The 15727-nt window shown below is 42.9% G+C and carries 13 protein-coding genes, 1 other RNA gene and 1 other annotated feature; of the genes, 13 read left to right on the top strand and 1 reads right to left on the bottom strand.

Annotation, left to right across the window (positions count from 1 at the left end):
• Positions 1-4 precede the first annotated feature (4 nt).
• From KH180_RS08180 to KH180_RS08130, 11 genes are all read left to right on the top strand, one after another.
• Positions 5-700 carry a tRNA (adenine(22)-N(1))-methyltransferase gene (locus KH180_RS08180; RefSeq protein ID WP_290758998.1) on the top strand — a complete coding sequence of 232 codons (696 nt, stop codon included), beginning with the start codon at positions 5-7 and terminating at the stop codon, positions 698-700.
• The gene (locus KH180_RS08175; protein ID WP_290758995.1) at positions 687-1469 is read left to right on the top strand and encodes a Nif3-like dinuclear metal center hexameric protein; all 783 of its coding nucleotides are present in this window, start codon (positions 687-689) and stop codon (positions 1467-1469) included. The genes KH180_RS08180 and KH180_RS08175 overlap by 14 nt, the downstream gene beginning before the upstream one ends.
• 24 nt (positions 1470-1493) lie before the next feature.
• On the top strand, positions 1494-3149 hold the full coding sequence (locus KH180_RS08170; protein ID WP_290758993.1) for a nucleoside kinase: 1656 nt from the start codon (positions 1494-1496) through the stop codon (positions 3147-3149).
• Positions 3150-3250: 101 nt separating this feature from the next.
• Positions 3251-5356 carry a C1 family peptidase gene (locus tag KH180_RS08165; RefSeq protein WP_290758991.1) on the top strand — a complete coding sequence of 702 codons (2106 nt, stop codon included), beginning with the start codon at positions 3251-3253 and terminating at the stop codon, positions 5354-5356.
• Between the two features lie 47 nt (positions 5357-5403).
• An RNA gene (rnpB, locus tag KH180_RS08160) (RNase P RNA component class A) lies at positions 5404-5741 on the top strand.
• A gap of 156 nt (positions 5742-5897) precedes the next feature.
• Complete coding sequence (locus KH180_RS08155) at positions 5898-6044, top strand: hypothetical protein (protein WP_290758988.1); 147 nt, start codon at positions 5898-5900, stop codon at positions 6042-6044.
• A gap of 94 nt (positions 6045-6138) precedes the next feature.
• Positions 6139-8856, top strand: a complete 2718-nt coding sequence (locus KH180_RS08150; protein WP_290758986.1) for an InlB B-repeat-containing protein — start codon at positions 6139-6141, stop codon at positions 8854-8856.
• A 132-nt stretch (positions 8857-8988) separates the two neighbouring features.
• Complete coding sequence (locus KH180_RS08145; RefSeq protein WP_290758983.1) at positions 8989-9621, top strand: cell wall hydrolase; 633 nt, start codon at positions 8989-8991, stop codon at positions 9619-9621.
• A 57-nt stretch (positions 9622-9678) separates the two neighbouring features.
• Positions 9679-9922, top strand: a binding site (T-box leader).
• A gap of 104 nt (positions 9923-10026) precedes the next feature.
• Positions 10027-11034 (top strand): ABC transporter substrate-binding protein, encoded by a 1008-nt coding sequence (locus KH180_RS08140; protein WP_290758980.1) that lies wholly within the window; start codon positions 10027-10029, stop codon positions 11032-11034.
• A gap of 12 nt (positions 11035-11046) precedes the next feature.
• Positions 11047-11928, top strand: coding sequence for an ABC transporter permease (locus KH180_RS08135; protein ID WP_290758977.1), 882 nt, complete (start codon positions 11047-11049; stop codon positions 11926-11928).
• Positions 11925-12698, top strand: a complete 774-nt coding sequence (locus tag KH180_RS08130; protein WP_290758971.1) for an ABC transporter ATP-binding protein — start codon at positions 11925-11927, stop codon at positions 12696-12698. Before KH180_RS08135 ends, KH180_RS08130 begins: the two co-directional genes overlap by 4 nt.
• Positions 12699-12785: 87 nt before the next feature.
• On the opposite strand, the gene KH180_RS08125 is transcribed toward KH180_RS08130, so the two are convergent.
• The gene (locus KH180_RS08125; protein ID WP_290758968.1) at positions 12786-13649 is read right to left on the bottom strand and encodes a DMT family transporter; all 864 of its coding nucleotides are present in this window, start codon (positions 13647-13649) and stop codon (positions 12786-12788) included.
• A gap of 134 nt (positions 13650-13783) precedes the next feature.
• On the opposite strand from KH180_RS08125, the gene KH180_RS08120 reads away from it, so the two are divergent.
• Positions 13784-14650 (top strand): LysR family transcriptional regulator, encoded by an 867-nt coding sequence (locus KH180_RS08120; RefSeq protein ID WP_290758967.1) that lies wholly within the window; start codon positions 13784-13786, stop codon positions 14648-14650.
• A gap of 102 nt (positions 14651-14752) precedes the next feature.
• Positions 14753-15478 carry a helix-turn-helix domain-containing protein gene (locus KH180_RS08115; protein WP_290758965.1) on the top strand — a complete coding sequence of 242 codons (726 nt, stop codon included), beginning with the start codon at positions 14753-14755 and terminating at the stop codon, positions 15476-15478.
• Positions 15479-15727 lie beyond the last annotated feature (249 nt).

Raw genomic sequence — 15727 nt, 5'->3', positions numbered from 1 at the left:
AATTATGGAGCTGTCAATACGGTTAAAAACAATTGCTTCTTTTGTATCCGAAGGGATGTATGTCGCCGATATCGGGACAGATCATGGATACATACCGATTTACCTGACATCCAGCGGGATTTCTGACCGGGCATATGCCATGGATGTCAACCGGGGGCCCCTTGAGAGGGCAAGACAGAATATAAAAAAAGAAGGACTGGACGGACAGATTGAGTGCATCCTTTCTGACGGCATGGGAGCGCTTCCTGACGATGCAGACAGTGCGGTCATTGCCGGTATGGGCGGGGATCTGATGGAACAGATCCTGATACGCGGGGAAGACAAGCTGGGCAGTGTGGCGGAGCTTGTCCTTTCTCCCCAGTCCCATTGGGAAAAGGTGCGGAAGTTTCTTCACAGACATGGATTTGCCATCGAAAAAGAAGCATTGGTTAAGGAAGACGGAAAGTATTATATTGTGATAAAGGCAGTCAAAGGCAGGGAGGCATATCAGTTTCCCTGGCAGTATACTTACGGTAACTGTCTGCCTTCATCAAAGGATCCATGTATGAAGGAATACCTGTTAAAAGAAAAAGAAGATATACAAAAAATCCTTATATCTTTTCATGGAAAGGACTCAGAAACTCTGAGATGCAGGGCAGAAGAATTATCCCATGCCCTGGAGGAAATAGAGGAGGCACTGAAGAATTATGAAATGCAGTGAACTGATTGAAATATTAGAAGCTTATGTGCCGGCAGATTATGCTATGGAATGGGACAATGTAGGGCTTCTTGCGGGACGCAGAGACAGAGAAATTAAGAAGATCATGGTCGCATTGGATGCAGACAATGGGGTGGTGGAAGAAGCAGTCAGCCAAAATGTGGACTTTCTGCTGACCCACCACCCTCTCATTTTTTCACCGTTAAAAAGCATCACCGTTGATGCAGGAACACCGGCCAAGCTGCTTTCCCTGCTGGAGAACGGCGTCAGCTGCTATGCCATGCATACGAATTTTGATGTTGTCCATATGGGAAAGATTGTATGCGAAGCACTGGGACTTGAAAGCCTTGCCCCGGTGGAGGTCACTTGTACACAAGATGGTGTACCTATGGGAATAGGAACAGTTTCTGAACTTGACCGTCCGATCTCTGCAGACAGCTTTGCAGACCTGGTAAAAAAGGCTTTTGATCTCAAGCATGTGCTGTTGTTTGGAGATGGGGAAAAAGAGATCCAAAGGATTGCGGCAGTGCCGGGGTCCGGACGGCACATGGAAAAAGCAGTATCCGATGCCCGGGCTGATTTGTTTCTCACCGGAGATATAGGGCACCATGAGGGATTGGATGCCCTGGATCTGGGCATTACGGTCATAGATGCAGGACATCACGGACTGGAAAAGATCTTTGTTGATTTTATGGGAGATTATCTTCAGAAACATATACCAGAATGTGAAATAATCTTAAGACATACAAAGTGTCCGTTTGACGTAAAATAGACCAGAGAGGAGATGATGCACAGAATGTTGCATGTGACAGCAGAAGGAGCAGAGATCAGTGTAAAAGAGGGCACCACGCTTGAAGACATTGCAAAACGTTTTCAGCGACCGGGAGCACCTGTGATCCTGCTTGCCTATACAGGAGAAAAACTGAGGGAATTATACCACACAATAGATGAGGACTGCGAGATCCGGTTTGTCACCAACAAGGAACAGACCGGGTATATGACATATAAAAGAACGGTAAATTTTGTTTTCTTGAAAGCGTGCGAAGAAGTTCTCGGAGAAGGATCCACCAACAGGATCACGATGAATTATTCCATCGGCAACAGTACATTCTGCGAATTTGCACAGGATGATCTGCTGGTTGATGATGACCTGGCAAAAAAAATTCAGGAAAAAATGCGGGATCTGGTCAGCCGTGATTTGAAGATTGAAAAGATTTCCTACAATACGTTTGAAGCAAGGAGAAGGTTTGCAAAGCAGGGAATGAAGGAAAAGGTAAGGCTTTTCCGGTTCAGGAGAGTTTCAAGGACCAATGTGTACTCTCTGGATGGATATGAAAATTATTTCTACGGATATATGGCTCCGAGTACAGGGTATATTCAGGATTTTTATGTGGACGCATATCAGGGAGGAATTGTTCTGCAGATTCCGAGACGGGATCATCTCCATGCAGTCTCACGTTTTACGCCGCAGCCAAAGCTTTTCCATGTTATGCAGCGGTCCAGGTCCTGGAGCAAGCTGATGCGGGTGGATACGGTTGGAAAGCTCAATGAGGAGATCACAAACGGAGATATCAATAACTTGATTCTTGTACAGGAAGCACTGCAGGAGAAACTGCTTGCGGACATTGCCACAAAGATTGTAGATGACGGCAAGAAGGTGGTATTGATTGCCGGGCCGTCTTCTTCCGGAAAGACTACTTTTTCCCACAGGCTTGCCATACAGCTTCAGATTGATGGACTTACGCCCCATCCGATTTCTCTGGATGATTATTTCTTAGACCGGGAACTGTCTCCGAGGGATGAGGAGGGCAATTACAATTTTGAAACCATTGCTTCACTCGATCTGGAACTGTTTAATGAGGATATCAACTGTCTGCTGGCGGGAAAACAGGTACAGCTTCCAACTTATAATTTTATTTCCGGAAAGCGGGAATATAAAGGGAATTATAAAAAGATCGGGCCGGATGACGTTCTGGTTATCGAGGGAATTCATGGACTCAATGGGATGCTGTCCAGTGAAATATCAGAGCAGGATAAATATAAGATTTATGTTAGTGCACTGAGTCAGATCAATATTGACGAACACAACCGGATTCCAAGTTCAGACGGACGTTTGCTCCGCAGGATCGTAAGGGACGCCAGACACAGGGGGATGGATGCCAAAACGACCATCGGGCGCTGGGAATCTGTACGCCGGGGAGAAGAACTGAATATTTTCCCTTATCAGGAAGAGGCGGATATTATGTTTAACTCCGCCCAGATCTATGAGCTGGCGGTGTTAAAACAATATGCGGAACCTCTTTTATTTCAGATCAGCCCCGGATGTCCGGAATATCAGGAGTCCAAACGTCTGCTGAAATTTTTAGATTATTTTTTAAATGTCAAAAGCGAAGATATACCGAAGACCTCTCTTCTCAGAGAATTTATTGGGGGAAGCTGCTTTGAGACTTGATGTATAAACAAGAAGAAAAGATTCTAACTATTACTGGAAAAATCAGCTCTTATATAGTAAAGGACAAAGGGACAAAGAATACTATGTAAAGGGGAGTAATATTGAAGAGATTAAAACGGGGAATTAGTTTTATAGCGGTGTTCTGTATCTGTTTTACAATGACGTTCCAGCCTTCGGTTATCAAAGCAGAAACAGAACCTGCACTGTCAGCAGAGACAGGAAAGCGAAACGAACATTTTGGGGAAAAGGATTCAGAATATGGATATCGGCAGCCGCCGTCAAAAGCAGAAGTATCGATTACAGGAACTTCTCTTGGACGGAAACGAAGTGCAGTATTACCATCAAAATATGACGGCAGAGAACAAGGCCATATGACTTCTGTGAAAGATCAGGGAAATGTGGGAGCCTGCTGGACTTTTGCAGGGAGCGGATTATTTGAATCAAAAGTAAAGACAAGTTCAGGGAATGATACAGACCTGTCGGAACAGCATATGCTTTGGACAATGAATGGCCTGACAGGTACAGGATATATCAATAACACTACTAATGATAATGGTGGGAATGAATGGATGTCGGCAGGATATTATGCTTCCGGTTTTGGACCCAAGTCAGAAAGGGATATTCCGTTCAAGAATTTTGTGTTTAATTTTGCAGATGAGAATCCACCGGGTAATTTGAACACTGCACCAAAGTTATATCAGGCCACAGACATACAGTTTTTAAATCCAAACGATAAGGCCGGGATTAAACAGGCTGTTATTAATAATGGAGCAGTAGGGACAGGGATTTATTGGAGAAATGGTGCGAAATATTTAACTGGAAGTTCTTACTACTGTACAGAAGAGGATGCCGTACAGAATCATGAAGTTGAGATTGTGGGATGGGACGATAATTATTCTAAAAGCACTTTTAAAGAGATGCCAGCTGGGAACGGAGCATGGCTGATAAAGAACAGCTGGGGAACCATGAGCGGTGACAGAGGATACTATTGGGTTTCTTATGAAGATACTTCTATTCTGCCTGATTATACAATCAGAAACTATAAGACATATGATCAAAATGAAAAATTATATCAATGGGATGAGTTTGGCACAGTTGATTCTGCCCAGTTTACCGGGCTGGAAGATGGTTATTTTATCAATGTTTTTGAGTTTGGGAAAAGTGAAGTGCTGGAATCAGTTACATTTTTTACAGAGAATGCAAATGCTGAATATCAACTGTTTATTGCACCGGTAAATGACAGAGGAACTCCTGTTTTGGCGGAGAAAAAGAGTATATCTAATAAAGAGGATGTACCATTTGCGGGTTATATAACAAAGAAAATATCTCCCCTTAGTGTTTCAGGAAAAAATGCGGTTATAGTTGAACTGAAAAGCAAAACAGCAGGACAAGAGGTAAGTATTGGTGCAGAACATACACAATATTTTGAAAATGATGACGGCGAGATCGAATGTTATTATAAAGGAGTTATTAAACCAAAACAGAGCTTTGCTGCAAGCAGATCAGAAGGAAACATAATAGATATTTATGATTTGCCAGAACTTAATAACGGTTTGGGAGACGAATCAAAAAAAGATCGTTTGTGTAACTTTTCTATAAAGGCAACAACAAAAAAGGAAGTTCAGAAGAATGACACCAATGTTCCTGCGGTCACACCAAAACCAACATCACCTGCAGCTACATCTGCTTCTCAGCCGAAACCGACCACGACAGCAAAACCAAATGTAACCTACACTAAACCTTATCTTTCAAAGTATTCTTTGGATATCTATAAAGGCAATAAATCAAGTGTCACAGTAAAAAATAAAGTAAAAGGTGCAAAGGTTGCGTTTTCAAGTTCTAAAAAGTCAGTGGCCGCTGTGAATTCCTCAGGTAAAGTAACTGCTAAAAAGGCCGGAACTGCTGTTATTACGGCAAAAGTAACACAACAGGGTAGAAGTTATAACCTGAAATGTAAGGTTAAAGTCAGCAATAAGCGTCTGGCATTTTCTAAGAAAAAAGCAAAGATCAAGAAAAAGAAATCATATACGTTTAAAGTAAAAAAATACGGTGTGTCCGGAAAAGTGAAATGGAAAGTCAGCAATAAAAAGCTGGCATCCATCGGAAAGACCAGCGGAAAATTTAAGGCGAAAAAGAAAAAGGGCAAGGTTAAGATAACTGCATACTGCGGCAAATATAAAGTGAGTTATACTGTGAGAATTTATTAAATTGTTTGACGGAACTCATAAGAACATGGTATAATTCCACTCGGAATTTAGTTAACCGAATGATCGCGCCAAAGCAGTTTGGTGAGGAAAGTCCGGGCTTCGCAGGGCAGGATGCCGGATAACGTCCGGTAGGGGTGACCCTCAGGCCAGTGCAACAGAAATAAACCGCCGGTTATTGCCGGTAAGGGTGGAAAGGCGGGGTAAGAGCCCACCGCCTGTCTGGTAACAGACAGGGCACATGTAAACCCCATCCGAAGCAAGGCAGGAGAAGAGCTATGGGCTTGCCCGGCCCGCTTTTCGGTGTGCCGCTGGAGCTTGCTGGCAACAGCAAGTCGAGATAGATGATCATTTAAGACAGAACCCGGCTTACAGATTAACTAAATTCCATTTTTAATAAAAAAGAAATATTTGATAAGACATCAGAATCTAAAATCTGGTGTCTTTTTTGTCTAACTAATCAAGCAGCAGAAAGATCTTATAAAGTCAAAAATCATTTGTCTGCAAAAAGTGCACTTGTCAGGCAGGAAAGGAAGGGAAAAGAATGAAGAAACAATGGAAGAGGTGTATGGCTGCTGCCGTGCTTACACTGGCGCTGGGGATTGATTCAGGGACAGAGATGCTGAGAGCGGTGGATACAGAGCAGGAAATGTCTGGAAAATCCGGGGGGGGGTATTTCCAGATTAACTGAAGAAGAACCGGAAGGTCAGGCAAAGACTGAAGCCGCCCCTGAAGAAAAGAAAGAAACAAAGAATGGAGAGGGAAAAACAAATTCTAGAAAGGCAGTGAGCAGATCCGGAGGCATTGCGGAGAACGGTCAGACAATTCTTGATGTCAGCGAAGGAGATATAGTAATCACAAAAACAGGCGCTACAGTGGGAGGGGTATCCAAGGACGATGGAAGCCTGAATCCAAAGGGATATTGGGTTACAGGGACTACAACAAAATATAATGTGATTGTAGAAAAAGGAGTCAGGACAGAGATGACTCTTAATAATGTCAATATCACATGTGATAAAACAAAAATGGACTGTATTAATGTGTCCCATGCGAAGGTAACGATGACACTCATAGGAAATAATATTTTACTCTCTAAGTCTGGAAATCCAAAGGATGGATACAAAGGAGATGAAGGAAATGCCATTACAAAAGACGGAATGGACGGAGAGCTCATTCTTCGATGTGAGAAGGCAGATGAAAAAGGACACCGCTGTGACAGCAGCTGCGGAAGCCTCACAGCAGCAGGACAAGATGACCAGTATCATGCAGGCGCTATTGGAAACAGTTTTCGGGGAACTAAAATAGACGGCGAGTGTGGACTGGCGAATCTCATCATCAAGGGTGGAAACATTGAGGCAAAAGGCGGATATCACAGTCCGGGCATCGGAGGTGCCTGTCTGACAAGTTATGAATATACATTTGGCAGCGGTGTTTTCCCGGCCTGCAACCAAAAAGTAAGCAATCTTTCTATATCCGGAGGAAACATTAAGGCTGAGGGAAATTATGGCTGTGCAGGACTTGGAGGAGGTGTCTGGGTTAATATAGACGGGCTTTTTATTACCGGGGGCAGAGTCGAGGCGGTCGGCGGAAGCTGTGGTCCCGGTATCGGGGCAGTCTGTACATCGTCGCTTAACAATATTGTAATCAGCGGAGGTGATACTTTAGTCATTGCAAAAGGTGATGAAGCCAGCAATGCCCCGGGGATTGGGGCGACCGATTATCCGGGATTTACAATACCTACAGAGTTCGGACGATTTGTTTCTTCTCCGCAGGAAGGCTATCAGGGGTATGTCCAGGACGGAGATTCCATGGATCATTATACATTTATGGAAGGAACGCCGTTTAAATCTGAAACACAGATCCACGTTGGAAAATTTTATACAGTAGCTTATTTTGGACCGTTCAGAGATGAAAACACAGTGGAGCCAACTACGAATGAACAGATCGGAGCCAATCATATTATCAGTAAAACGGGAGGAAACGGATTTACAAAAGAACAGTTAAAACAGCTTACAAAAGTTACAGCAAAAGATAAAACAGGAAATGATTTATCGGTTGACCAGATCAGCTTTTATGATGAAAAGCAGATACAAGATTTAAACGAGGCAAAAAAGGCAGGAAAGATCGGAGATTACCCTCTGACATTTAAGACTGCTGACGGCACTAAAGTGACAGTCAGTGTCTGTCTGCGGGATGACGGTACAGATGCCGCAGGGATGAATCCCAAGGATCCGGATCCGACGATCGGAGCCAATGATTTTGAGAAGGATACGGGCGGAGATGCTTTTACGGAAGATGAACTTAAGATCTATGGAGAACTGAAGGGAAAGGATAAAGAAGGAACGACCATTTCGTTAGATGGTTTTTCTGTGGACAAAGAACAATTTGACAGAATAAATAAGGCAAAGACATCCGGTGCATCCGGTGTATTTGAACTGACCTATACATCAAAGGCCGGAGCCAAGGTTACGGTAACTGTTTCTTTAATGAAATATGATGAGACAGGCACAAGTACAGATCCGGACAGCGGGGAGACGATTAAAGGAATGGATATTATCAGCAGAACCGGAGGAGAAGGCTTTACCGAAGAACAGCTGAAGGAGCTGTCTATTGTCAAGGCTTTTGATAAAGATGGAAAATTAGTGGAAAGGGACTGCATCACATTTTCTGAACCAGATCAGATCAGGAGGATCAATGAGGCAAAAACGGCTGGAGAAACCGGGAATTTTCAGCTGACAATGAAGGCACCTGGCGGAACAGAGGTGACAATTCAAGTATACTTAAGGGATAAGGGGACCGACAGTGCCAAATTTGATCCAGGCCATGAGGAACCATTTCTGGCGGCGAACAACGGAACCCATCCCACAGGAGGAGCAGAGTTTTCAAAAAAAGATCTGCTTGAACTCTGCAGGGTAAAAGCGAAGGATCAGAGCAGAAATACGATAGAGCCTTCGATTGATGAGAAGCAGTGGAAAGTCCTGAATGAGGCAAAGAAAGCCGGCAGAACCGGAGAATTTTCTTTGACCTTTCTCATAGAAAATGGTATAAAAGCCGAAGTCAAAGTGACACTAACCGGCGATCACAAAGTAAAGTTTGATTCCAACGGAGGCTACAGCACACCGGCGGTCCAGACAGTCAGAGGCGGAACTCAGGCCATAGAGCCAAAAGATCCAAAGAGGGACGGGTATGAATTTGAGGGCTGGTATTATACGGATGAAAACGGAAAAGAAGTTAAGTGGGACTTTACAGAACCAGTGCATCAGGATATGATACTAAAAGCAAAATGGAAGAAGACGGAAACAGAGGTGACAGGCGGCGGAAGGTCTGAAAAAGCAGAGAAAAAGAATAATACTCCGGGAAAAAGTGATCATTGGAAATATAAAGAGATCCAAAAAAATGGACAGATAGCAAAAACAGGAGAAGAAACTAAAGCCCTATGGATCATTTTGAGTATTTTAGGGGGCAGTGGCATTTTGTACGCTCTTAGAAAAAAGAAATCATAAAGCAGATGACATAAAAATAAGATTCCGCGGTATTGCTTCTGGCCTGCAATTATCTTTTTGATGAGGACATAAATTTTACAAAAGTGTGAATAATGTTTCAAAAATGTCATACACTATATTAAAGGAGTGTATATGACATTGAAGAAAAAATGGAAAGTAGCAGCCATATCTTGCGCGATTGGCTTATGCAGCGTAGGGCAGCAGGTCTTTGCAAGTGACACATTATTTCAGCCGCCGAAAGGCGACAATGGCGTAGATCAGCTTATCCAGAGAAAACTGTTGGAGGAACAAGAGCAGTTTAAAGAGCGCAAGGCACTGGTTAAAAAGTTAAATATTGAACGTCAGATAGAAAAAGTGCAGAAAGTCAAAGGACTGAAAAGCATATCTACAAGAGACAAAGCGATCCTGACAAGGATTGTGGAAGCAGAAGCTACGGACAAAGACATTAAGAGTAAGATCTTAGTCGCAAATGTGATATTAAACAGAGTGCGTTCCAAAGAATTTCCAAACAGCGTTGAAAAGGTTGTATTCCAGAGAACAAACGGCAGTGTCCAGTTTTCTCCTACAGCCGATGGACGGTATAATTCTGTCACTATAAAAGCATCTACAAGGGAAAGTGTGGAACGGGCACTGGAGGGGGAAGACTATTCAGAGGGCGCTTTGTATTTTGTAGAAAAGACAATGGCAAATCCGAGAAATGTATCCTGGTTTGACAGAGCATTGACAAAACTGTTTACTTATCAGGGACATTCATTTTATAAATAAGGGATAAATTCAGGGTTGACACAAATCGGAAAAAGTATTATCATTTCATCATATAGTGATAAACCGATGAGAAAGAGTAGTAGTCAGGAGCAGAAGGATTTAAAGAGAACTGCAGGCGGTGGGATTGCAGTATGAATTCCCTGATGAATGGACTTTCGAGGGCAGTTCTGAACATGTTTTAAGTAGGAGTTGCCGGGCACCCGACCCGTTACCTGACAGGGCATATATGATAGTATATGAAAAAAAGTGGGCATTATTTATGATGTCAATTTGAGTGGTACCGCGGATATCCGCCTCAAGCGTAAGCTTGGGGCGTTTTTTATTCTATTATGCAGCTGCCGCCCAAAAAAGATTGTTTATCTCTATCGTGCAGAAAATCAGTTGTAGAGAAAAGGAGAGAAAGTTATGAGAAAAAAATTATTAGCAGCAGGATGCAGTATGGTACTGGCAGCTTCTTTATTATTCGCAGGGTGTTCAAAGAAAAGTGAGGATCAAACTTATGAGATAGGGATTCAGCAGTTCGCAGAGCATGAATCATTAAATAACTGCCGGAAAGGATTTATTCAGGGATTAGAAAAAGAAGGAATCAAGGAAGGCGAGAATTTAAAAATCACTTATAAAAATGCACAGGCGGATACTGCAGCAGATAACCAGATCGCTTCCAATTTTGCATCCAAGAAACTGGATCTGATCTGCGCCATTGCTACTCCAAGTGCACAGAGTGCATACAATGCGGCTTCTGAATCAAAAACACCGGTTATTTACACTGCAGTTACTTCACCAAAACTGGCTGGATTTGTAGACCAGAACGGGAAGAACGTTGGAGAGGTTACCGGAACCTCTGATTTAATTCTTGCAGATAAACAGCTGAAACTGATCCGTAAAGTACTGCCGAAAGCAAAGAATGTGGGGATCTTGTACAGTACCAATGAGGTCAACTCGAAAGCCGGAATCGAGGCATATGAAAAAGTAGCCAGGAAAAACGGATTTAAAATTGTTACACAGGGAATCAGTGCAGCTGCAGATATGCCGATGGCAGCAGACAGTCTGATCAAAAAAGTAGACTGTATTACAAATCTGACGGATAATCTCGTAGTCAGCTGTATGCCGACCTATCTGGAAAAAGCCAACAAGGCAAAAATTCCGGTATTTGGATCTGAGATTGAGCAGGTGAAGCTTGGATGTATCGGATGTGTTGGAATTGATTTTGTGAAACTTGGAGAGCAGACAGGAAAAATGGCTGCAAAAGTATTAAAAGGGGAAAAGAAAGCATCTGAAATCCCGTTTGAAACATTCAATCAGGGAGATGTTTACCTGAATGAAAAAGCTGCAAAGGATCTGGGAATCAAACTTCCGTCTGATGTGCAGAAAAAAGCAGTCGAGACATTTACAGAAATTAAAGCAAGCAAATAATAGGAGCAAAAAATGGAACAATTGATCATTGGCGTCTTCGAGCAGGGATTTATCTATGCTGTAATGGCTCTGGGCGTATACATTACTTATAAAATACTGGACTTTCCGGATTTGTCTGTGGACAGTACCTTTCCGTTAGGTGCTGCCATAACCACGGTGCTGCTGATGAATGGATTCAATCCGATTCTGTCGCTGATACTTTCAACAGCGGCAGGAGCAGCGGCAGGGGCTTTGACTGGAATCATTCATGTGAAGTTTAAAGTCAGGGACCTGCTGTCAGGTATTATCATGATGACAGGGCTTTATACAATCAACCTGCGGATTACCGGGGGAAGCGCCAATGTTCCTCTGTTTAATTACAATACTATATTCAATAATAATTTTGTCGACGGACTGTTTCCGGAAGCTTTGCAGCCATATAAAACACTGATCATCATTACGGTGATCATGCTCATCGCAAAGCTTCTGCTGGATCTCTACTTAAAGACCAAGTCCGGATATCTGCTGAGGGCTGTTGGGGACAATGAAAAGATTGTCACATCACTGGCAAAGGACAGTGGATTTGTAAAAATTGTCGGATTATCCATTGCCAATGGACTGGTGGCCTTAGCAGGAAGTGTAATGTGTCAGCAGCAGAGATTTTTTGAGATTTCCATGGGAACAGGAACGATTGTCATCGGCCTGGCCAGTGTGATTATCGGAACCAACATATTCAAAGGGAATTTTTTAAAAGCGACAACGGCAGTTATTGTCGGCTCTGTCATATATAAAGCCTGTGTGGCGGCAGCGATTGAGATTGGGCTGGATTCTCAGGATCTTAAGCTGATTACTGCCATCCTGTTCCTAGTCATTCTGATCGTCAGCATGGACCGCAAGAAGAAGGTGAAAGCATGATTGAACTTAAAAGCATTGACAAATATTATAATATCGGAACGGTAAATGAGATCTGTCTGTTTAAAGACTTCAATTTAAAAATTCAGAACGGAGATTTTGTATCTGTGATCGGAAGCAACGGTTCAGGCAAGACCTCTATGCTGAACTTAATCTGCGGAAGTCTGCAGCCGGAAAATGGCTCTATATTCCTGAGCAATGAGGATATTACAAAGCAAAAGGAATATGTCCGCCAGAGGAAGATCGGGAGGGTGTATCAGGACCCGGCTATGGGAACCTGTCCTTCCATGACCATTCTTGAAAATATGTCCCTGGCAGATAATAAGGGCAGAGCATATGGATTGAGGCTGGGTACAAACAAAAAGAGAATCGGCCATTACCGGGAAATGCTTTCACAGCTGGGGCTGGGACTTGAGGATATGATGGGAACAAAAGTGGGAGCTTTGTCCGGCGGTCAACGGCAGGCCATGGCTCTTCTGATGACCACAATGACTCCTATTGAATTTTTGATTTTGGATGAGCATACGGCTGCATTGGACCCTAAGACTGCAGAACTGATTATGGAGCTGACAGATAAGATTGTAAGAGAAAAAAATCTTACAACGGTTATGGTCACACATAATTTAAGGTTTGCTGTGGAATATGGAAACCGTCTGATTATGATGCATCAGGGCCAGGCGATTTTAGACAAGGGCAGAGAAGAAAAAGAAGCGCTTGCTATAGAAGATCTGTTGGATCAGTTTAATGAGATCAGTATAGAAACAGGAAATTAAGAGCCCTGGTTTTGCTTATGACGCTTGTATCGGTTTATTGAAAGCGGGCAAGATAGAAACGATATGAAAAAATCTCTGAGTATATACTCAGGGATTTTTTTGCTTTCTTGAGAATTCACTTAAAATAGCACCGCCTAAAATCAGGAAAGCTCCCAAAAGCTGTACGGCGGATAAACGCTCTTTAAGAAACAATGAGGAGAATAATAGGGCAGACATGGGTTCTATGTAACCGCAGACGGCGACAGAGCCTGCGGGCAGCCGGTCGATGGAAGAAAAATAAAAGTAACAGCCTATTCCTGTATTGACAATGCCTAAAAATAGTACAGGGAAAAGGAAAGGAACAACAGAGGGTATGGCAGGAGGTTTTCTTGTCATCATGAAGACAGCAGAGGTAAAAAAACTTATAATCAGCTGGAGGGCAGAGTTTTCCAAACCTGTGATGCTTTTTGCCTTTTTATTAAATATCACCATAAAGGCATACATAACAGCGGACAGAAGGCCAAAAACCAGACCGGAAGAAATACAGGCCCCGTGCAGGCTGCTTTTGTTGACCAGATACATGCCGGCCAGTACAGCGGTAAATCCTGAGAGTTTTCGCAGGGTCATCCGCTCGTGGAAAAGCAGGGGAGAAACAGCTATTACAATGACCGGACCGCAGTAGTAAGCCAGTGTGGCAATACTGACACCAACGGTTTTATACGCCTCATAGAGAAACATCCAGCTGACTCCCATGGCAATGCCTGAAATCACTATATAAAAGACGTGACGTTTGTTTAGGAAATACTGGGGTTTCCTGCGGGACAGAAGCAGGATTCCCAAAAGAAATATACTGCCGGTCAGAGTCCTTAAAAATACAATTTCATAGCTGTTTAGCAAAATATAACTTGCAGCGATTCCGTTTGAGCCAAACAGCAGCAAGGCTGAGAAATATTTAAGATATGTTTTTTTCATATGAATACAGAACACCCCTTCAATTTTCTTGAATCTTATATGGTCCTAATGTATCATAAAATAATAAATAACAAAAACAAATATTTATCATATATAGCATTACAAAATCAGATGAATAGAAGAAGGTAAATTGTATGGATATGAACATTCAAAAATATATGGCCTTTGTTAAGACAGTGGAGTTTAAAAGTTTTACAAAAGCAGCAGCGATGCTGAACTATTCCCAATCCGGCATCAGCCGAATGATCCATGATCTGGAGGCTGAATGGGGTATGGCACTCCTTGAAAGAGGACGTTCGGGGGTGCGTCTGACATCGGATGGTTTGAAATTACTTCCGTATGCCAAGAATGTGTGTGATGAGTTTCAGAAACTGCAGATACAGGTTGATGAACTGAAAGGTCTGGAAGCGGGACTGATAAGGATTGGAACATTCTCGAGTGCCGCCACTCATTGGCTTCCGAACATCATTAAAAAGTTCCGGGAAGATTATCCCAATATCGATTATGAGCTTTTGCTGGGAGATTACACAGAAATTGAAAGCTGGATTTCAGAAGGACGGGTGGACTTCGGCTTTTTGCGGCTTCCCACACTTCCGGATCTGGAAACTATTTTTTTGGAACAAGACCAGCTGATGGCAGTTCTCCCGGAACACCATCCTCTGGCCGGATGCAGCCGTTTCCCGATGAAGGCTTTATGTGATGAGCCTTTTATGCTGCTGGAAAAAGGAGCAAAAGCTGAGATTTCAGAAATATTTGAAAGGTGCCAATTGACACCAAAAGTTCAATTTACCACGTGGGATGATTACGCAATTATGTCTATGGTGGAAAGCGGTCTGGGAATCAGTATCCTGCCGAAACTTATTTTGCAGCGTATCCCCTACCGCATTGCTGCAAAAGAGCTGGAACAGCCTGCTTACCGCAGCATAGGACTGGCTTTCCGTGACAGAAAAGGAATGTCTCTTGCGGTAAAACGGTTTTTAGACTACTTGGAGTACAGATAAAAAGCCGATGTTAACTTTAGTTGACACATTTCCAACTGCATTTGGTGGAAAAAAAGCCAGGAAATTCTTATGATATATATAAACTGACAGAGGAGATTGGTTATGGAATTTGATAAAAATTTGAATCGTTTAAGAAAAGAAAAAGGATGGTCACAGGAAGAATTGGGAAACCGGCTGAATGTATCCAGGCAGACCGTATCGAAGTGGGAACTGGGGACAACGGCCCCTGAGATGAACAAACTGATAGAATTGAGCCGCCTTTTTGAAATCAGTATGGATGAACTGACAGGAAATGTAGCTGCTTCAAGAGAGAAGGAAATTGTCTATGTCACTGTAAATCAACATTATGAATATAAGAGTAAAACAACAGTGTTCGGGATTCCTCTGGTGCATATCAATTTTGGAAGGGGAATGTATCGGGCAAAAGGGATTATAGCTGCCGGGAATTTTGCTGTGGGCTTGTTGTCTGCGGGAATATTTTCTGCCGGACTGCTTTCTCTGGGAATGGTTTCTTTGGGCCTTTTTGCTTTCGCAGGGCTTGCTCTGGGAGGAATGGCAGTGGGTGGAGCAGCTTTCGGTATTTTTGCAGTCGGAGGTCTGGCGGTGGGAGTGTATGCCGTTGGCGGATGTGCTGTGGCGGCCCGCATCGCTGTTGGCGGATATGCCAGTGCACATATAGCTATTGGCGGAGCAGCTGATGGTGCATTTACTTTTACAGAAAAAGGCCCGGATGTGAGCAATGAGATCAGAAAAACAATATTGAGGGAATATCCGCACACGTGGAAGTTTTTGGTGCGGCTGTTTGCAGCGTCCATGAAGTCACTCTGATCCTGTACCGGACGATTAAGTGCAGGATCAGAATAATTATATTTTTATTGTTTCATATTGAGCAAAAGTGTGCTATACTCAATTAGTTATTTAGAATATATCAGACAGTTCATTCGTACCATCCTGTCTTTAAACAAAACTAGGACAAAATAAGAATCTATGTATTTGACATAGTTCTTATATCTTAGAAGAATGCTTAGAGACACGGACACCGCAGGTGGCGTGTCTTTTTTATTGTATAGGAAGTTC

Origin of the sequence: Anaerostipes sp. (genome assembly GCF_018381315.1) — a bacterium.
In the GTDB taxonomy this organism is placed as follows: domain Bacteria; phylum Bacillota; class Clostridia; order Lachnospirales; family Lachnospiraceae; genus Anaerostipes.
Note: the sequence above shows the minus strand (reverse complement) of the source record. Positions and strands in the feature narration are given on the sequence as shown.

Coding starts and splice junctions, on each gene's coding strand:
- KH180_RS08180 (WP_290758998.1), top strand. CDS start 5: ATGGAGCTGTCAATACGGTTAAAAACAATTGCTTCTTTTGTATCCGAA.
- KH180_RS08175 (WP_290758995.1), top strand. CDS start 687: ATGAAATGCAGTGAACTGATTGAAATATTAGAAGCTTATGTGCCGGCA.
- KH180_RS08170 (WP_290758993.1), top strand. CDS start 1,494: ATGTTGCATGTGACAGCAGAAGGAGCAGAGATCAGTGTAAAAGAGGGC.
- KH180_RS08155 (WP_290758988.1), top strand. CDS start 5,898: ATGAAGAAACAATGGAAGAGGTGTATGGCTGCTGCCGTGCTTACACTG.
- KH180_RS08145 (WP_290758983.1), top strand. CDS start 8,989: ATGACATTGAAGAAAAAATGGAAAGTAGCAGCCATATCTTGCGCGATT.
- KH180_RS08140 (WP_290758980.1), top strand. CDS start 10,027: ATGAGAAAAAAATTATTAGCAGCAGGATGCAGTATGGTACTGGCAGCT.
- KH180_RS08135 (WP_290758977.1), top strand. CDS start 11,047: ATGGAACAATTGATCATTGGCGTCTTCGAGCAGGGATTTATCTATGCT.
- KH180_RS08130 (WP_290758971.1), top strand. CDS start 11,925: ATGATTGAACTTAAAAGCATTGACAAATATTATAATATCGGAACGGTA.
- KH180_RS08125 (WP_290758968.1), bottom strand. CDS start 13,649: ATGAAAAAAACATATCTTAAATATTTCTCAGCCTTGCTGCTGTTTGGC.
- KH180_RS08120 (WP_290758967.1), top strand. CDS start 13,784: ATGGATATGAACATTCAAAAATATATGGCCTTTGTTAAGACAGTGGAG.
- KH180_RS08115 (WP_290758965.1), top strand. CDS start 14,753: ATGGAATTTGATAAAAATTTGAATCGTTTAAGAAAAGAAAAAGGATGG.